Here is a 17,670-nt window from a genome sequence, read left to right as displayed (position 1 = left end):
ATTCTCCGCGCTCACTTCGTGGTGTAGCCGCCATTGACCAGGATGGTCTGGCCGGTCATCCACCAACCATCCGAGACCAGAAAGCGGATGAAGGGGACGATGTCCTCGATGTCGGTGAGGCCGGTCTTCGAGAACGTCGACAGCGCCGCCGCCGTCTTGTGATAGGCGACCGCATCCGCCCCCTCCGCCGGATAGAAGAAGGGCGTGTCCATCGGGCCGGGACCGATCGCGGTGACGGAGATGCCGCGCTCGCCGAACTCCTTGGAGGCGGCGCGGGTGAAGTGCTCGACCGGGGCCTTCATCCCGGCATAGGCGGCATAGAACGGCGTGAAGGCGCCGAGCAGCGAGGTCACCACCGTGGTGATCTTGCCGTTGTCGTTCAGCGCCTTGCCGGCCTCCTTGAGGAAGAAGAAGGCCGATTTCGAATTCACCGCGGCCATCTCGTCATACTCGGCCTCGCTGATCTCGGCCATCGGCTTCTTCAGCACCTTGCCGACGGTGTTGATCGCGATATCGGGCCGGCCGAGCGTGGCGACCGCATCGGCGAAGAGCTTCCCGACGGCGCCGGCCGTGGTGAGGTCGGCCTGGAAGGCGGCGGCCTCAGCACCTGCAGCCTTCACCGCGGCGACGGTCGCATCGGCCTCCGCTTTGGTCGCGGCACTGTTGTAGTGCACAGCCACCGCCTTGGCGCCATGGGCGGCGAGATCGCGGGCCAGCAAACCGCCGAGATTCTTGGCGCCGCCGGCGATGATGACGGTCTTGCCCTTGATGCTGTGGTCGGCCATGGCCCTGTCTCCTGCTGTCGTTGCGAACTCGCTTCGCCCTGTCAGCAAGGTAGTTGGCCGATTATCCCGATAAAGCTGGATAAGCTGACATGACTTGTCAGCAAGGACGAACAATCACATCGTGCCGGCCATGGACCGGATTGAGCTCTTCGCCACCTTCGCCCGCGTCGTCGAATGCGCCAGCTTCACCCGGGCCGCGGCGACGCTCGGCCAGCCGCGCTCCTCGGTCTCGGCCGCGATCCGGCTGCTGGAGGACCGGCTTGGGACACGGCTGCTGCATCGCACGACCCGCCATGTCGCACCGACGCAGGACGGTCTCGCCTTCTACGAGCGCTGTCTCAGATTGATCGCCGAGGTCGAGGAAGCCGAGACTTTGTTCCGCAGCGCCGGCGACGGGCCATCTGGTAAGCTGAGGATCGACGTACCCGGCCGAATCGGCCGGCTGATCATCGCCCCGGCCCTGCCCGATTTCCTGGCGCGCTATCCCGATATCTCCGTCCAACTCGGCGTCACCGACCGTGCGGTCAATCTGGTCGAGGACAGCGTCGACTGCGTGCTGCGGGTCGGACCGCTCAGCGATTCAAGTCTGATCGCGCGCAATCTCGGGGAGCTCAGGCTGATCAATGTCGCGAGCCCGGCCTATCTGGCGCGGTTTGGAGTGCCGGAAGGCCCGGAGAATCTCTCAAGCCACGAAGCGGTGCACTATGCCTCGCCCTCGACCGGTGCGGTCGAAGACTGGCAATGGCTGGAGGGCGAGCGGCAGCACAGCCGGACGATGGCCGGCCGCGTCACCGTCAACAGCGCGGAGGCCTATATCGCCTGCTGCCTTTCCGGGCTCGGGCTGATCCAGATCCCGGCCTATGACGTCGCCGCGCATATGGCAGCGGGCGAGCTCATCGAGGTGATGCCGGAGCACAGGGCCGAACCGATGCCGGTCGCCCTGCTCTATCCGCACCGGCAGCATCTGTCGCGCCGGCTCAAGGTCTTCGCCGACTGGCTGGAGCCGCTCCTCAGGGAGCGGCTCTTCGCCTGATCAGGCCGCGGCCTTCTTCTCGGCCGCGCCGTAGAAGCTCTCGCCGGTCTTGGCCATGCGCTTCAGCAAACGGTTCGGCTTGAAGCGCTCGCCATGTTTCTTCGCCAACCCCTCGCAGAGCTTCACGAAGGCCGCCGCGCCCATATTGTCGATATAGGACAGCGTGCCACCCGAATAGGGCGCGAAGCCGAAGCCGATGATCGAGCCGACATCGGCCTCGCGTGGATCGGTGACGACGCCTTCCTCATAGGTCTTGGCCGCTTCGAGCGCCTGGGTGACCAGCAGGCGGTGCTTCAGCTCTTCCATGTCGATGAGCTCAGGCTCGAGCTTGTTCTTGGTGAGCTCGGCGAGGCCGGGCCAGAGCCGCTTGGGACCGGCTTCCGGATAGTCGTAGAAGCCCTTCCTGTTCTTGCGGCCGAGGCGGCCATGCTTCTCGACCATCTCGTTGAGCAGCTTCTCCTGCGCCGGATCGACGGAGGCTTCGCCGAGCTGGGCCTTGGTCGCCTTCAGCACCTTGTAGGCGAGATCGACCGCGACTTCGTCATTGAGCGAGAGCGGGCCGACCGGCATGCCGGCCTGCTTGCCGGCAGCCTCGATCATCGCCGGCGGCACGCCTTCCATCAGCATGAGGTGGCCCTCGCGGATGTAGTTGCCGACGCAGCGATTGGCGTAGAAGCCTCTGGCGTCGTTGACGACGATCGGCGTCTTCTTGATGGCGCGGACGAAGTCGAGCGCCATGGCGAGCGCCTTCTTGCCGGTCTTCTTGGCCATGATGATCTCGACCAGCAGCATCTTCTCGACCGGCGAGAAGAAGTGGATGCCGATGAAATTCTTCGGGCGCTCGCTATGCTCGGCGAGGCCGGTGATCGGCAGCGTCGAGGTGTTGGAGCCGAAGATGGTCTTGGGGCCGACCACGGCCTCGACCTTGGCGATAACCTCGGCCTTGACCTTGGGATCCTCGAACACCGCTTCGACGATCAGATCGCAGCCCTTGAGGTCGGCATAATCGGCCGAGGCCTTGATCCGGCCGAGCAGCGCGTCGCGATCGGCGGTCTTGGCGCGGCCCTTGGTGATCTGGTCGGTCACCAGCTTGTGCGAATAGGCCTTGCCCTTCTCGGCCGCCTCGATGTCGCGATCGACGAGCACGACCTCGATACCGGCATTGGCGGTGACATAGGCGATGCCGGCGCCCATGAAGCCGGCGCCGACGACGCCGACCTTTTTCAGCTTCGAAGCGGGAACATCGGCCGGGCGGCGGGCGCCCTTGTTCAGCTCCTGCATCGAGACGAAGAGCGAGCGGATCATCGAGGCCGCCTCCTTCGTCCGCAGGATCTTGGCGAAATAGCGGCTCTCGACCTTCAGTGCGAGGTCCATCGGCAGCTGCAGGCCCTCATAGACCGCGCTCAGGATGGCGCGGGCGGCCGGGTAATTGTCGTTGGTCTCGCGGCGATAGATCGCATTGGCCGGCGGCCAGATCTGCATGCCGGCCGGCGAGTGGACCTTGTTGGAGGGCAGCTTGAACTTCGGGTCTTCCCAGGGCTGCTTCGCCTGCGGATTGGCCTTGAGCCACTCCTTGGCGGCGGCGACGATCTGGTCGCGCGGCAGCACGGCATGGACGAGGCCGGAATTGCGGGCCGGCAGCGCCTTGATCTGGTCGCCCTTGAACATCATCTGCAGCGCGTCGCCGGTCTGCATCAGGCGCGAGACGCGCTGGGTGCCGCCGGCGCCGGGGAACAGGCCGACCTTGATCTCGGGCAGGCCGACGCGGGTCGAGGCATCGTCGGAGACGACGCGGAGCTGGCAGGACAGCGCGAGCTCGAAGGCGCCGCCGAGGCAGACGCCATGGATCGCCGCCGCGAACGGCTTCCCGCAGGTCTCGAGCTTGCGATAAAGCAGCGAGAGCTTGCGGCTCTCGTCGAAGAAGCGCTGCATCGCGATCTGCTCGCCCTGCTCCTTGGCGAGCTTGACATAGAGGTCGCGCAGGCCCTGCAGCATGGTGAGGTCGGCGCCGCCGGAGAAGGCCTCCTTGCCGGAGACGATGACGCAGCCCTTGATCGCCTCGTCGGAGGCGACCTTGTCGACGACCTGGTTAAGCTCTTCCATCACCTGCGGGGTGATGACGTTCATCGAGCGCTCGGGCATGTCCCAGGTCAGGGTGGCGATGCCGTCGGCGTCGGTCTCGAAGCGGAAATTGACGAGGTTCATCGGCTCTCTCCTCAAACCCGTTCGATGATGGTGGCGACGCCCATGCCGACTGCGACGCAGAGCGTGACCAGAGCGGTCTGCTTGTTGGTGCGCTCGAGCTCGTCGAGCACGGTGCCCAAAATCATCGCGCCGGTGGCGCCGAGCGGGTGGCCCATGGCGATGGCGCCGCCATTGACGTTGAGCACGGCGTCGTCGATGTCGAAGGCCTGCTGATAGCGCAGCACGACCGAGGAGAAGGCCTCGTTCAATTCGAACAGGTCGATGTCCTTGACGCTCATGCCGGCCTTTTTCAGGACGAGCTCGGTGACGTCGACCGGGCCGGTCAGCATCAGTGCGAGGTCGGAGCCGGTGGTGGCGAAGGCCTTGATGCGGGCGCGGGGTTTCAGGCCCGCGGCCTTGCCGGCCTTCTTCGAGCCGACCAGCACGGCGGCCGCGCCATCGACGATGCCGGAGGAATTGCCGGCATGGTGGACGTGGTTGACGAACTCGACATCCGGATGCGCCGCGGTTGCGACCGCATCGAAGCCGCCCATCTCGCCCATCTGGACGAAGGAAGCCTTGAGCGCGGCGAGCGCCTGCATGTCGGTCGCCGGGCGAATGGTCTCGTCGCGGTCGAGGATGATCAGGCCGTTGACGTCGGTGACGGGGATCACCGAGTTCTTGAAGTGTCCGGCCTGCCAGGCGGCAGCGGCGCGCTTGTGCGAGCGCACGGCATAGGCGTCGACATCATCGCGCGAGAAACCATACTTCGTCGCGATCAGGTCGGCCGAGACGCCCTGCGGCATGAAATAGGTGTCGATCGCGACTGAGGGGTCGACCGCGATGCCGAAGCCCGAGGCGCCCATGCCGATGCGGGACATGCTCTCGACGCCGCCGCCGATCGTCATCTCCTTCTGGCCGGACATGACCTGCGCCGCGGCGAGGTTCACCGCATCGAGGCCCGAGGCGCAGAAGCGGTTGATCTGCACGCCCGGCACTTCCTTGCCGTAGCCGGCTTTCAGCGCGACCGTGCGGGCGATGTCGGCGCCGGCCTCGCCAACCGGATCGACGCAGCCATAGACCACGTCCTCGACCAGCTTGGGATCGAGATTGTTCCGGTCCTTGATGGCGCGCAGGGTCTGCGTGCCCAATTCGATCGCGGTGACCTCGTGGAGTGAACCGTCGGCCTTGCCCTTGCCGCGCGGCGTCCGGACGTGATCGTAGATGAAGGCTTCAGCCATCAAGGCCTCCCGGGCTGGCCGCAATTGCGGCTCGTTTCGGTCCCCGCCGTCATGGTCGGGCTCGGCCCGACCATCTCATGACGAGGCAATTCTGCAAGAGATGCCCGGGTATAGGCCCGGGCATGAGGTTCGCGTTCAGAACTGCTCGGCGCTCAGCGCCATCGTGGCGTCGGAGCCGGAAGTGATGCGGGCGAGATGCGCCGCGGTCTCAGGGAGCGAGCGCTCCATGAAGAAGCGGGCGGTGACGAGCTTGGCGTTCATGCGCTCGGCCTGGCCATTGGCGCCGGCCTTGAGCTTGTCCTGCGCGACCTTGGCCATCTTCGCCCACATATAGCCGAGCGAGACCAGGCCGAGCAGGTGCATGTAGTCATGCGCGCCGGCGCCGGCATTGTCGGGCTTGGCGAGGGCGTTCTGCATGAACCACATCGTCGCCTGCTGGAGATGGCCGAGCGAGGCGGCGAGCGAAACCAGCAGCGGCTTCAGCGCCTCGTCCGCCTCGTTCTCCTTCACGAAGGCGCCGACCTCGTTGAAGAAGGCCATGATGGCGCGGCCACCGTCGCGGCCGAGCTTGCGGCCGACCAGGTCCATCGCCTGAACGCCGTTGGCGCCCTCGTAGATCATGGCGATGCGGGCATCGCGGACGAACTGCTCCATGCCGTGCTCGGCGATGTAGCCATGGCCGCCATACATCTGCTGGGCCTTCACCGCATTGTCGAAGCCGACATCGGTGAGCACGCCCTTCAGCACTGGGGTCATCAGGCCGAGCTGGTCGTCCGCAGCCTGACGCTCGGCCGCATCGTCGGAGCGGTGGGCGACGTCGGACTTGATCGCGTTCCAGAGCACGAAGGCGCGGGCCGCCTCGTTGAAGGCCTTGATCGACATCAGCGTGCGGCGCACGTCCGGATGGACGAAGAGCGGATCGGCCGGCTTGTCGGGGCTCTTGGCGCCGGTCAGCGCCCGGCCCTGCAGGCGGTCCTTGGCGTAGACGACGGCGTTCTGATAGGCGACCTCGGACTGGGCCAGGCCCTGGATCGCGACGCCGAGGCGAGCCTCGTTCATCATCACGAACATGGCGTTGAGGCCCTTGTTCTCGGTCCCGATCAGCCAGCCCTTGGCCCCGTCATAGTTCATGACGCAGGTCGAATTGCCGTGGATGCCCATCTTGTGCTCGATCGAGCCGCAGGACACCTTGTTGTTCGCGCCGACCGAGCCGTCGGCGCCGACCTCGTTGCGCGGCACGACGAAGAGCGAGATGCCCTTGACGCCCTGCGGCGCGCCCTCGATGCGGGCGAGCACGAGGTGGATGATGTTCTCGGTGATGTCCTGCTCGCCGGCCGAGATGAAGATCTTGGTGCCGGTGATCACATAGGAGCCGTCGCCGTTCGGCACGGCCTTGGTCTTGATCAGGCCGAGATCGGTACCGCAATGCGGCTCGGTCAGGTTCATCGTGCCCGACCAGGTGCCCTCGGCCATCTTCGGCAGATAGGTGCGCTTCTGCTCCTCGGAGCCGTGGACATAGAGCGCGGCCATCGCGCCCATGGTCAGGCCGGGATACATGGCGAAGGCCATGTTCGCCGAGGAGGAGAACTCGTTCATGATCGCGCCAAGCGTATAGGGCAGGCCCTGGCCGCCATATTCGGGATCCATGGCGAGCCCGACCCAGCCGCCGGCGGCGTAGGCTTCATAGGCCTGCTTGAATCCCTTCGGCGTCGTCACCGAGCCGTCGGCATTGCGCTTGCAACCTTCCTGGTCGCCGGAATGGTTGAGCGGCTGCAGCACCTCCTCGCAGAGCTTGGCGCCCTCACCCAGCACGGCCTCGACCAGGTCCGGCGTCGCCTCGGCGAAGCCCGGGAGGTTGTTGTAGCGCTCGAGCTGGAAGACATCGTTGAGCAGGAACAGCGTGTCCTCGACAGGCGCCTTGTAGACCGGCATCGCATCCTCCCTGGCGTTTCGTGCAGCCTTCGTGGCGAAGCTTGCCGGCTCGACATGACAGCGGCGCTTCGAGATAGTTCACATATAAACTATCTGCTCACGCCTTGCCAAGGGGCCGCATCAACTTTTTCGTCCGGACAGCGCTTTCCGCAAGATTGACGCGAGCGGCGATGCGCTTGCAAACGAAAAATGCCCCGAACCGGTCAGGGCTCGGGGCATCGTGATCGTGGTGGAAGGCCGCCGATGCGGCCGATGCTCAGGCGTCGAGGCGCGCCAGGGTCGCTTCGAGTTCGGCGATGGCGGCTTCGATCTCGCTGCGCTGATTGCGCAGCAATTCAAGCTGCTCGGCGATCTGACCGCGACTGAGCTGCAGGCCGCCGACCGAGGCGGACGGCTCCTTGCCCTTGATCTCCTTGCCTTCCTCGTTGGCGAGCATGGCGCGGATCTCGACCAGGGTGAAGCCGAGCTGCTTGCCCTTGAGGATGAGCGCGAGCCGGGACCGGTCGCGACCGGAGTAGATCCGGGTCAGGCCAGAGCGAGCCGGCGCCAGCAGGCCGCGCGATTCATAGAAGCGCAAAGTGCGCAGGGTGACGCCGAATTCGCGGGCGAGATCGCTGATGGTGAAGCCACCGGTTGCGGCGTCGTTCGTTGTCTGGGCAGAGGCAGTGCGGCCGTCGTAATTGGGCGTGGCCGCCAGAGCCGAGCTTTGGCGCGACATGTTTAGGTCCTTGCAGGTTGCGGAGCGGGGCATCTGTCCCTTCGGAATGCGCCCCAGCGTTGCCGGCAATGTAGGCTTAGCGGCTCCCTTACGTCACCTCCCTCGCCCTGAGGTGGGGGTAAGTTACCGTTATACCCGGCCCTCCCAGCCTGCTCCGCATGCGTTGCCGAAAAATTAACGGCCGCCCCGCTGATCTTAACGCTCTGTTTACCGTGAGAGCGAAAAGTCGGTGCCGCGATCTCCAGCCTCGTTCGCATCAACCCGATGTTCATGATTGCCAGGATCGCAGGACGCCGCCGCATGAGGGGGCAGCGGATGTCCTTGGCCAAGACCTGCCCCTCGAGGCGAACGTAACATGGCGACCAGCCTGCCCTGGAGCGTCAAAGGCGTCGACCCGCGCACACGCGACGCGGCGAAGGCTGCGGCTCGCCGGGCCGGCATGACGCTTGGCGAATGGCTCGACAGCAAGATTCGCGAAGAAGCCGGTGAGCCCGTCGCCGCGGCGAACGATGCCGAAGAGCAGGACATCATTGCGCTGTCGGAGCGCCTTGCCCGTCTCTCCCAGGGCGGGATGCAGACCGCCGCTGCGCCCCGAACGGCAGCTCCCGCACCCGACATGGCGCGCGAGCGCATGGACGCATTCATCACCCAGGCGGCGATGGCCGAGCGCCTGACCCGGGACAGCAACGCCAGGACGGCGAGCGCGCTCGATTCGATCGCCAAATGGATGGAGCGCACCGAGAGCCGCCTGTCACAGGGCGAGCGGGTCACGGCGGAACGGCAGGAGCGTGCCACCTCGGTGATCGCCGATTCCATCAAGGCGATGGGCGAGCGCCTCCACAGCATCGAGCGCCGCGCCACAGAAGCCGACCACCGGCCCGTGGCGCAGCCGGCGCGCCCGGCGCTCAGCCGCGACGGCCTCGCCGCCGCCATTTCCGACATCCGTTCGCGCCAGCGCACCCTCGACGGCGCCGCGAGGGCCACTGCCTTCGAGCGGCCGGCCCCTGCCTCGTCGCTCGCCAGCCTGCGCGATGATCTGCGCCAGCTCGGCGAGCGGATCGCGCCCGCGGCGCAGCCTGCGCTGCACGCCGAGGATCAGCGCAGCGCCTACCGGCCGCTGGAGCGGGCGATCGGCGAGCTCGGCTCCCGGCTCGACCGCTTCGACGGGCGCGACCGGCTCGACCCCGTCCTCAAGCCGCTGGCCCGCATCGAGGCCGAGATCGGCCGCCTTGCCGAGACGCGTCCGAACGAAAGCTACAACCGCTTCGAGCTGGAGATCGCGCATCTCGCCGCCAAGGTCGACGCACTCGCCACACGCGGCAGCGACCGCCAGGTGCTCGCGCCGGTCCTGCGCGAGATCGCCGAGCTGCGCGACGTGGTCTCGACCACCGATGGCCGCCGGTTCGACGATCTCTCGCTGCAGCTCAATGCGCTGACCTCGGATGTCGGGCGCCTGCGCGACGACACGCGCGATCTGCATGGCCTGTCGCTGGCGATCGAGGATGTCCGCGAGACCTTGCACGCCGACCGGCTGCACGAGCGCGCCGGCGACAGCGGGCCGCTGCTGGCCCTGTCGCGCCAGGTCGAATCGCTCGCCCAGAAGATCGATTCCCTGCCGGCGATGAAGTCCTCGGTCATCGACGGACAGGTCGACCAGCTGATCGCCCGCCTCGGCGAGATCGACGCCAGCGGGCGCCCGGTCTCCAACGAGCTGGCGGACCGCATCGAAGCCCTGGTGATCAAGCTCGAGCAGGTCGGGGAGAGGCCGCCGAGCCGGCTCGAGGAGCGGATCGAGACGCTGGCCAGCCGCGTCGAGCAGCTGACCGCGTCCAGCACGCTCGCCCAGATGGTCGACGATGGCGGAACGCCGCTCGCCCGCGTCGATATGCGGCCGGTCGAGGACATGCTGCGCGGCCTCGCGGCCAAGATCGACGAAGCCGGTAGGCCGGGCGCCGGCTCGGATTCGTTCGATGCGCTGGAGCAGCAGATCGCCGGCCTGACGCAGCGGCTCGACCAGCAGGCCGCGACGCGCACCGCCGAGCATGGCATCGAGCGGACGCTGCAGGATCTCGTCGTCCATCTGCAGGGCATGCGCGAGGACACCAGCGCAGTGGCCGAACGTGCGGCGCGCGCCGCCATGGCTGATCTGGCGCCGCGCGGCGCGAGCCTCTCCGAGCTCAGCGACCTGATGACCGGCCTGCGCGAGACCCATGTCTCGTCCGGGCGCGAAACCCAGGATGCGATCGGTGCCGTGCACCGGACGCTGGAGACCATCATCGGCCGCCTCGGCGATCTCGAAGCCGAGCTCGGTGTCGACCGCGGCCGGCGCAGCAGCACGCCGGCGCCGCGGCCTCAGGCGCACGCTCCGGCCGAGGATGCCAGGGCACCCGCCTTGGCCGCCCCGATGATGGCCGAGCGCTTCGCCGCCGAGCCGCGGCTGCCCCGCACCAGCGGGCTCGACTTGCCGCTGGAGCCAGGCTCCGGCCGCCCGCGTCCCGATGCGCCGGCCCCGCAAGGCAACGATCCCCAGGCAGTGCGCCAGAGCCTGATCGCCGCGGCACGGCGCTCGGCCAAGGCTGCCAGCGAGGCCGCAGCGGCCGGACCGGCCGGCGCGGCGGAACCGACCAAGGCCGGCAAGGCCGGCAAGGCGGCCTCCGGCGGCGGGCGCCTCAAGGAGATCCTCGAGAAGCGTCGTCGGCCGCTGCTGCTCGGCCTGGCTGCATTGGTGCTTGCGATCGGCGCCGCTCAGGTCTTCTCCGGTGGCCAGCAGGGCGCCAAGAAGCAAGTGGCGAACGAGAGCACGCAGTCGGCCCCCGTCAAGGCCGCTCCGGCCGAGGCGCCTGCCGCCCAGCCGGCGCCGCAGAGCGCTCCGGCGGAGCCCGCGACACCACCGGCGAAGGACCAGAACTCCGCCCTGCCGCCGCTGCAGATCGGCACGACGCCGGCACGGGCCGCGGCGATAGCTCCCGCACCAGAGGGACCTGCGGCCGTTGCCGAAACGCCGGCGACGACCGTGCCTTCCATGGTCGCTGCACTGCCGCTGCAGAGCCCGACTGAGGCGGTCGAGACCGTCACCGGCATCGGCGACCTGCCGTCGAGCGTCGGCAGCGCAGGCCTGCGCAAGGCAGCGCTCTCCGGCGATGCGCGCGCCGTCTATCAGCTCGCCGCCCAGGCGGCCGACGCACCGGCCAACCGCGATCCCAAGCTGGCGCTGCGCCTGTTCGAGCGTGCGGCCGTCGCCGGTCTGACGCCCGCGCAGTTCCGGCTCGGCAATATGTTCGAGAAAGGCATCGGCACCAATCGCGACCCGTCCCTTGCCAAGGTCTGGTACGGGCGCGCCGCCGAGCGTGGCAACGCGAAGGCAATGCACAATCTCGCGGTGCTCTACGCCGAGGGCGCCGGCGGCAAGCCGGACTACGCCACGGCGACCGACTGGTTCCGCCGCGCCGCCGAGCATGGCGTGCGCGACAGCCAGTACAACCTCGCCATCCTGCTCGGCCGCGGCCTCGGCGCCCCCGCCGATCTCGGCCAGTCCTATCGCTGGTTCGCCATCGCCGCCGCGCAGGGCGACGAGGATGCCGGCCGCAAGCGCGACGAAGTGGCGGGTCGGCTCTCCGCCAGCGACCTCGCAGCCGCCAAGGCGGCCGCCGAGAGCTGGAAGCCGAAGCCGCTCGAGGCGAGCGCCAACGAGGTCACGCCGCCGGCAAAGGGCTGGGACGAACAGCCGGTCGCGGCGAAGAAACCGGCAAAGCCCGGCCGCGGCTGAGCCTCTGGGCGCGCCTCTCGCGCAAGGCAGGCCCCCGAGAACGCCCCAGAACTGCACAAATTGAAAAGGTTTCCGCCGTAGTGTCGCCGCTACGGCGCGTTTCTCGTTCGGCCAGAATCGGGCGACGGCAAGAATTTCGCGCCGGCCCGCCATGCCGGGCATGTTCTCGTCGCAAAAGTGGTATCCACTTCTGCGGCACATGCCGGGCATGGGGAAGGCGACGGCGGCCGACAGGGTTTGGAAGAGTGCAGATCTATCTCCCGATCGCGGAACTGCCGATCAGCATTTTCCTCGTCCTTGGTCTCAGCGGCGCGGTCGGCTTCATCTCGGGCCTGTTCGGCGTCGGTGGCGGATTCCTGCTGACGCCACTGCTGATCTTCCTCGACATCCCGCCTGCCGTCGCGGTCGCGACTGTCGCAGCCCAGGTCGCCGGCTCGTCGATGACCGGCGTGCTGAGCTATTGGCGGCGCAACGCGCTCGACTTCAAGCTCGGCGGCATTCTGGTTTCGGGCGGCATATTCGGCACGATCATGGGCGTGCTGTTCTTCAACTCGATGCGGCGCCTGGGCCAGCTCGAGCTGGTCATCACCCTGTCCTATGTCACGCTCTTCACCTGCATCGGCGGGCTGATGCTGTTCGACGCGGTGCGCGCCGCGATGCGCGACCGCGCCGGCAAGCCGGCGCGCCTGCGGCGGGAGGCCGGCTCGCACCCGCCCTGGATGGGCCTGCCGCTGCGCATGCGTTTCCCGCGCTCGCAGCTCTATGCCAGCGTGATCCCGATTGCGGGCCTGGCCGTCATCATCGGCTTCATCGGGGCGGTGCTCGGCGTCGGCGGCGGCTTCATGCTCGTGCCGGCGCTGATCTATTTCTTCCGGATTCCGCCAGCGGTGGTGGTCGGCACCTCGCTGTTCCAGATCCTGGTCACCATGACCGGCGCGACGGTGCTGCATGCCGTCACCAACCAGTCGGTCGACATCATACTCGCCATGCTGCTGCTGGTCGGCGGCGTTATCGGCGCGCAGTTCGGCGGCCGGGCCGCCCGCAACCTCAACGTCTCGTCGTTCCGCCTGCTGCTGGCCCTGCTGATCCTGTCGGTCGGCCTGCGCTTCGCAGTCGAGCTCTTCCTGCCGCCGAACGAGCCCTATTCGGTGGTCGTGCCGGAAGGAGCGCAGCGATGAGACGGACGGCGCTCGCCCTGGCGACGGCCTGCCTCACGGCGCTCGCCAGCCTGCCGGCGACGGCCGAGACGTTGATCGCGGCGCTGTCGACGCATCGGATCGCGATCGCCTCCAACTTCACCGGCGACCAGCTCGCGGTGTTCGGCCTGGTCGAGCGCGACGGGCGCTCGGTGGCACGCGCCGACCCCTTCGACATCGTCGTCACGGTTCGCGGGCCGCAGCGCATGCTGATCGTGCGCGAAAAGGAGCGCATCGGCCCGATCTGGATCAATCGCACCCAGCGCCGCTTCCCGGACCGCTCGATCTATCTCTCGGTCGCGACCAACCGGCCGATCAAGGAGATCCTCTCCGAGGAGGCGGCGCGGCGCGACCGGATCGGCCTCGCCAATGCGCAGCGCTCGCAGGCCGGCTTCGACTTCGACTTCGATGTCGGCCGCTTCCGCGAGGCCCTGATCCGGACGCTCCAGGGCAAGCAGCTCTATACGCTCGACGAGCGCGGGGTCACCTTCCTGTCGCCGGCCCTGTTCAGCTCGCAGATCAAGATCCCGGCGACCGCACCGACGGGCCCTTACGAGGTCGAGGTGCTGCTCTATGCCGGCGGCTCGGTGCTGGCGCGCCAGACCACCAATTTCGAGGTGGTGAAGACCGGCGCGGAACAGAGCATGGCCTCGGCCGCGCATGACCGACCGCTCCTCTACGGCCTGGCGACGGTCGCTGTCGCGCTGCTGTTCGGCTGGCTGGCGACGGTGATCTTCCGACGCGACTGAGCCTCGGATTGCGCATCAGATTGCTCCGAAAAGTGGATTCCACTTTTCGGTCCGATGCTTCAGCCCGTCAGCATCTGGTAGCCGAGGAACGGCGCGATCGTGCCCTCGGCGACAACAGTCAGTTCGTCGGCGAGTTCGACCAGCCCATCGGTCTCGGTCAGCGAGGTCAGCATGCCGACGCCGTCCCGTGGGTGCTTTCGCGCCACGGCGATGCCGTCCGGGCCCGGGGTCAGCGCGACACGGACATATTCGCGCCGGCCGGCTTTCTTCTTGTAGGAAAAGCCGAGCCTGACCGGCAGGCCACGCAGCGGTTCTGGCGTCGTGCCCGAGAGCAATGCGATCACCGTGCGGGCGACGAAGGCGAAGGTGACGAAGACCGCGACCGGGTTGCCAGGCAGGCCGATGAAGGGCGTGCCGGCCACGAGGCCCATCGCCACCGGCCGGCCCGGCTTGATCGCGACGCGCCAGAAGGCGAGCTCGCCGGCACGCGCCACGGCCGTCTTGACGTGATCTTCCTCGCCGATCGAGACGCCGCCGGAGGTCAGGATCAGGTCGCAGCTCGCCGCGGCCTCGCGCAGGCGCACCGCGAGGCTCTCCGGCTCGTCGCGCAGGATGCCGAGATCGATGACCTCCGCGCCGGCTCGGCTTGCCAGCGCGCGCAGCAGGCTGCGATTGGCGTCATAGATGCCGGCCGGCGACAGGGCCGCGCCCGGCTCGCTGAGTTCATCGCCCGTCGAGAAGATCGCGACCCGCACGCGGCGACGCACCACCACATCGGCCAGGCCGAGTGAGGCGAGCAGCGCCAGCTCCTGCGGGCGCAGCCTGCGGCCCGCCGCGAGCGCGATGCGGCCGCGCGGCACGTCCTCGCCCGCCGACCGCGCATTGGCACCGCGCTTCAGCCCGGTCGGCAGCACGACGGTGCCGCCCTCCAGCGCAACGTCCTCCTGCATGAAGACCGTGTCGGCGCCGGCCGGCAGCGGCGCACCGGTGAAGACGCGCACGGCCCTCCCCTCCGTCGCAACACCAGTCGCGTCGGTGCCGGCCGCGATACGGCCGAAGAGCGGCAGGCGCGTCTCCGCCGCAGCCGCCAGGTCGGCGAAGCGGACCGCGTAGCCGTCGACGGCGGAGTTGGCGAAGGGCGGCAGGTCGACCGCCGAGATCACATCCTTGGCGAGCACGCGTCCGTCAGCCTGCGCGAGCGAGACGAGCTCGGTACCGGCCACGGCGGCGATGCGCTCGGCGGCGCGCTCGGCCGCCTGCTCGATCGTCAGCATCGGCCCGAAGGTGTCGGTATCCGCGCTGAGTTGCGCCATCGTCAGAGCCTCCCTTCCGCCCGCGCCAGGACCGCGTCGAGCGGCTGCGCGTTGGCGAAGAGACAATCGGCGATGGCCGGCACGTCGTCGAGCCCAATCACCGGACGACGGGTATCCGGAAAGCCGGTGTCGCTGGCGATCGCGACGATGCTGGGGTCCTCCGGATGCAAGGGTGGCTTGCCGTTGGCAGCGCGATAGACCTCGAGCTTGGCGTGCGGGTCGCGCTTGAAGCCCTCGACGATGACGAGATCGACCGGCGACAGCCGCACCAGCAGCTCGGGCAGCTGAAGCTCCGGCTCATCGCGGAGCTCGTGCAGCAGCGCCCAGCGCCTGGCCGAAGAGATCAGCACCTCGGAGGCGCCGGCCTGGCGGTGTGCCCACGAATCCTTGCCCGGCGTGTCGAGATCGAAGGCGTGATGGGCATGCTTGATCGTCGAGACTCTGACGCCGCGGCGGTTGAGCTCGGGGATCAGCCTGGTCAGCAGGGTCGTCTTGCCAGCTCCGCTCCAGCCCGCCAGTCCGATCACGCGCATCGCCAAGGATATCCTGAAGAGACAAAGCCGGGCGCAAGCTGCGCCCGGCTGTCATCAGGCAAATCGGCTCGGGCGGTCAAGCTCGCCGACCATGCCATGCCTTGCAGAGGCTCGGATCGCAATCTCCGGCGCAACGGCTGTTGCCGCTGCACGAAAAGCCATCATATGACACGCGAGATGATTTCGATCCCGCTCGACTTGCGCGGCCTCAAATGCCCGCACCCGGCGCTTCGCGTGCGCAAGGCGCTTCTCGGCGCCGCGCCGGGTGCGCTCCTCGTCGTCGAGTGCACCGATCCGCTGGCCGCCATCGACATCCCCAATCTCGTGCGGGAGAGCAGCGCTCTGCTCGAGCACAGCAGCGCCGATGGCCGGCTCCTGACCTTCCACATCCGCAAGGCCGCGGCCTAGCGTCGCGCAAACACTGGAAACCAGATCGTGGCCCTTTCGCAAAATGACATCCTGCGCGCGCTCGAACTGGTGAAGCTGCCGGCGAGCGGGCAATCGCTGGCGGCCTCCGGCCGCATCGGCGACATCCTGATCGACGGCGGCAAGGTGATCTTCGCGATCGGCATCGACGCGACGGAGGCCGGCGCGATGGAGCCGGTGCGCAAGGCCGCGGAAAGCGCGGTCGGCGGCATTCCCGGTGTGACGCAGGTGCTGGTCGGCCTCACCGCCGACAAGGCACCGGGTCGTCCGGCACCGTCGCAGGCGGCCGAGGCGCGCCGGCAGGCGCATGGCCAGCCCGGCCCCGGCGGGCCGGTGCCGAAGGCGGCCGGCATTCCCGGCGTCAAGCAGATCATCGCGGTGGCGAGCGGCAAGGGCGGCGTCGGCAAGTCGACCACCACGGCAAATCTCGCCGTCGGCCTGGCCACGCTCGGCCTCAAGGTCGGCGTGCTCGACGCCGATATCTACGGCCCGTCCGTGCCGAAGATCTTCGGCATCACCGGCAAGCCGCGGCTGGTCTCGGGCCGCACGCTCGCGCCGATGGAGGCCTATGGCCTCAAGATCATGTCGATCGGCTTCCTGATCGACGAGGAAACGCCGATGATCTGGCGCGGGCCGATGGTGATCTCGGCGATCACTCAGATGCTGCGCGAAGTCGCCTGGGGCGAGCTCGACGTCCTCGTCGTCGACATGCCGCCCGGCACCGGCGATGCCCAGCTCACGATGGCCCAGCAGACGCCGCTCGCCGGCGCCGTCATCGTCTCGACGCCGCAGGACCTCGCTTTGCTCGACGCAAGGCGCGGCGTCGCCATGTTCAAGAAGGTCGAGGTGCCGATCCTCGGCATCGTCGAGAACATGAGCTATTTCATCTGCCCGGAATGCGGCCACCGCTCCGACATCTTCGCCCATGGCGGCGCCCGGCACGAGGCGGAGCGCCTCCATGTGCCCTTCCTCGGCGAGATCCCGCTCGCCATGCCGATCCGCGAGACCTCCGATGGCGGCCGCCCGATCGTTGCGAGCGACCCGGACAGCGCCCATGCCAAGGCCTATGTCGCCCTGGCGCGGCAGGTGAAGGCCGGCCTTTCCGGGCCGGCCCGGGCGGCGCCGCGGATCGTGATCGAATAGGGCTGGGCAGCCCGCCCTATCGCTGGAGATGGATGCCGTTTGAGCGATCGGCCTGCGCCGCGAGCTGGTCGGTAGACACTTTCTCCGTTTCCGCCTGCCGCTCGGCCAGCATCCAGATATGCCCGAACGGATCGAACAGCGAGGCGACCCGCCTGCCCTCGACATCGGTCTGGACGCGGTCGCGCAGGGCGGCGCCCGCCACGATCGCCTGCGCGAAGCAAGTCTCGAGATCGGGGACCGTCAGCAGGATCGTCATGCTGACCGCGCCGGCCGCCTTGGGGAAGAACGGGCCGCCATAGGACGGCTCTTCCTCGCGGCGCGGATTGGAACCGGCGACGGAGACACGCGTTCCGCCGATGAGCATCTCGACCCCGGCGAGTTCGCCGTCGACCCTGTGTGTCTTGAGCTGCCGTGCCTCGAAGGCCTCGCTGTAGAAGTCCGCGGCCTCCTGCTCACGCCCGTGCTGCACGAAAATCGCCAGGCCCAAGCCGATGGTCTGCTTCATGTCGAATCTCCTGATCCGTCGCCGCTGGGAAAGAGCCTCGCGAAGCCGGCGGATTCTTGATCGTTCCGCGGCGAGCCCGCGCACGACCCATCACCGATGCGCGATGACATCAGATTTTGTTCATGTTATGTTCCATCAGAAAGATC

General features: G+C 68.0%; 14 protein-coding genes. 6 read left to right on the top strand and 8 right to left on the bottom strand.

Annotated features, from left to right (window positions below; all coding sequences use genetic code 11):
- Positions 1-11: 11 nt before the first annotated feature.
- Entirely contained in the window at positions 12-785 is a 774-nt protein-coding gene (locus tag AC07O0_RS01965) for an SDR family oxidoreductase (RefSeq protein ID WP_494619579.1), read from the bottom strand.
- A 130-nt stretch (positions 786-915) separates the two neighbouring features.
- Here AC07O0_RS01965 and AC07O0_RS01960 point away from each other — a divergent pair, with 130 nt between their 5' ends.
- Positions 916-1,818, top strand: coding sequence for a LysR family transcriptional regulator (locus AC07O0_RS01960; protein ID WP_494619578.1), 903 nt, complete (start codon positions 916-918; stop codon positions 1,816-1,818).
- On the opposite strand, the gene AC07O0_RS01955 is transcribed toward AC07O0_RS01960, so the two are convergent.
- From AC07O0_RS01955 to AC07O0_RS01940, 4 genes are all read right to left on the bottom strand, one after another.
- A complete protein-coding gene (locus AC07O0_RS01955; protein ID WP_494619576.1) occupies positions 1,819-4,023 on the bottom strand; it encodes a 3-hydroxyacyl-CoA dehydrogenase NAD-binding domain-containing protein in 2,205 nt (734 codons plus the stop codon).
- Between the two features lie 11 nt (positions 4,024-4,034).
- Positions 4,035-5,243, bottom strand: coding sequence for an acetyl-CoA C-acetyltransferase (locus AC07O0_RS01950; RefSeq protein WP_454026470.1), 1,209 nt, complete (start codon positions 5,241-5,243; stop codon positions 4,035-4,037).
- A gap of 135 nt (positions 5,244-5,378) precedes the next feature.
- Positions 5,379-7,175: an acyl-CoA dehydrogenase C-terminal domain-containing protein gene (locus tag AC07O0_RS01945; RefSeq protein ID WP_494619575.1), complete on the bottom strand. Its 1,797-nt coding sequence runs from the start codon at positions 7,173-7,175 to the stop codon at positions 5,379-5,381.
- A 256-nt stretch (positions 7,176-7,431) separates the two neighbouring features.
- A complete protein-coding gene (locus tag AC07O0_RS01940) occupies positions 7,432-7,893 on the bottom strand; it encodes a MerR family transcriptional regulator (protein ID WP_494619574.1) in 462 nt (153 codons plus the stop codon).
- A 355-nt stretch (positions 7,894-8,248) separates the two neighbouring features.
- Between AC07O0_RS01940 and AC07O0_RS01935 the strand changes: the two genes are divergently transcribed.
- From AC07O0_RS01935 to AC07O0_RS01925, 3 genes are all read left to right on the top strand, one after another.
- On the top strand, positions 8,249-11,659 hold the full coding sequence (locus AC07O0_RS01935) for an SEL1-like repeat protein (RefSeq protein ID WP_494619572.1): 3,411 nt from the start codon (positions 8,249-8,251) through the stop codon (positions 11,657-11,659).
- A 245-nt stretch (positions 11,660-11,904) separates the two neighbouring features.
- The gene (locus AC07O0_RS01930; RefSeq protein ID WP_494619570.1) at positions 11,905-12,837 is read left to right on the top strand and encodes a sulfite exporter TauE/SafE family protein; all 933 of its coding nucleotides are present in this window, start codon (positions 11,905-11,907) and stop codon (positions 12,835-12,837) included.
- Positions 12,834-13,604, top strand: coding sequence for a TIGR02186 family protein (locus AC07O0_RS01925; protein WP_494619569.1), 771 nt, complete (start codon positions 12,834-12,836; stop codon positions 13,602-13,604). The genes AC07O0_RS01930 and AC07O0_RS01925 overlap by 4 nt, the downstream gene beginning before the upstream one ends.
- A 59-nt stretch (positions 13,605-13,663) precedes the next feature.
- Here the strand turns inward: AC07O0_RS01925 and AC07O0_RS01920 are convergent, their stop codons facing one another.
- Both AC07O0_RS01920 and mobB read right to left on the bottom strand, forming a co-directional pair.
- Positions 13,664-14,917: a molybdopterin molybdotransferase MoeA gene (locus AC07O0_RS01920; protein WP_494619568.1), complete on the bottom strand. Its 1,254-nt coding sequence runs from the start codon at positions 14,915-14,917 to the stop codon at positions 13,664-13,666.
- A gap of 2 nt (positions 14,918-14,919) precedes the next feature.
- Positions 14,920-15,450, bottom strand: coding sequence for a molybdopterin-guanine dinucleotide biosynthesis protein B (mobB, locus tag AC07O0_RS01915; protein WP_494619567.1), 531 nt, complete (start codon positions 15,448-15,450; stop codon positions 14,920-14,922).
- A 165-nt stretch (positions 15,451-15,615) separates the two neighbouring features.
- Here mobB and AC07O0_RS01910 point away from each other — a divergent pair, with 165 nt between their 5' ends.
- Both AC07O0_RS01910 and AC07O0_RS01905 read left to right on the top strand, forming a co-directional pair.
- Positions 15,616-15,858: a sulfurtransferase TusA family protein gene (locus AC07O0_RS01910; RefSeq protein ID WP_494619565.1), complete on the top strand. Its 243-nt coding sequence runs from the start codon at positions 15,616-15,618 to the stop codon at positions 15,856-15,858.
- A 27-nt stretch (positions 15,859-15,885) separates the two neighbouring features.
- The gene (locus AC07O0_RS01905) at positions 15,886-17,019 is read left to right on the top strand and encodes an Mrp/NBP35 family ATP-binding protein (RefSeq protein ID WP_494619563.1); all 1,134 of its coding nucleotides are present in this window, start codon (positions 15,886-15,888) and stop codon (positions 17,017-17,019) included.
- A gap of 16 nt (positions 17,020-17,035) precedes the next feature.
- On the opposite strand, the gene AC07O0_RS01900 is transcribed toward AC07O0_RS01905, so the two are convergent.
- Positions 17,036-17,524: a VOC family protein gene (locus tag AC07O0_RS01900; protein WP_494619562.1), complete on the bottom strand. Its 489-nt coding sequence runs from the start codon at positions 17,522-17,524 to the stop codon at positions 17,036-17,038.
- Positions 17,525-17,670: the final 146 nt, after the last annotated feature.

The sequence above is a fragment of the Allobosea sp. GW821-FHT10B12 genome, assembly GCF_059415545.1.
The sequence above is the reverse complement of the archived record's forward strand: the minus strand, read 5'-3'. Positions and strand labels throughout refer to the sequence as shown.

Bases quoted from the DNA above. Each gene is read 5' to 3' on its own strand.
- AC07O0_RS01965 (WP_494619579.1), bottom strand. From the start codon at position 785: ATGGCCGACCACAGCATCAAGGGCAAGACCGTCATCATCGCCGGCGGC.
- AC07O0_RS01960 (WP_494619578.1), top strand. From the start codon at position 916: ATGGACCGGATTGAGCTCTTCGCCACCTTCGCCCGCGTCGTCGAATGC.
- AC07O0_RS01955 (WP_494619576.1), bottom strand. From the start codon at position 4,023: ATGAACCTCGTCAATTTCCGCTTCGAGACCGACGCCGACGGCATCGCC.
- AC07O0_RS01950 (WP_454026470.1), bottom strand. From the start codon at position 5,243: ATGGCTGAAGCCTTCATCTACGATCACGTCCGGACGCCGCGCGGCAAG.
- AC07O0_RS01945 (WP_494619575.1), bottom strand. From the start codon at position 7,175: ATGCCGGTCTACAAGGCGCCTGTCGAGGACACGCTGTTCCTGCTCAAC.
- AC07O0_RS01940 (WP_494619574.1), bottom strand. From the start codon at position 7,893: ATGTCGCGCCAAAGCTCGGCTCTGGCGGCCACGCCCAATTACGACGGC.
- AC07O0_RS01935 (WP_494619572.1), top strand. From the start codon at position 8,249: ATGGCGACCAGCCTGCCCTGGAGCGTCAAAGGCGTCGACCCGCGCACA.
- AC07O0_RS01925 (WP_494619569.1), top strand. From the start codon at position 12,834: ATGAGACGGACGGCGCTCGCCCTGGCGACGGCCTGCCTCACGGCGCTC.
- AC07O0_RS01920 (WP_494619568.1), bottom strand. From the start codon at position 14,917: ATGGCGCAACTCAGCGCGGATACCGACACCTTCGGGCCGATGCTGACG.
- mobB (WP_494619567.1), bottom strand. From the start codon at position 15,450: ATGCGCGTGATCGGACTGGCGGGCTGGAGCGGAGCTGGCAAGACGACC.
- AC07O0_RS01910 (WP_494619565.1), top strand. From the start codon at position 15,616: ATGACACGCGAGATGATTTCGATCCCGCTCGACTTGCGCGGCCTCAAA.
- AC07O0_RS01900 (WP_494619562.1), bottom strand. From the start codon at position 17,524: ATGAAGCAGACCATCGGCTTGGGCCTGGCGATTTTCGTGCAGCACGGG.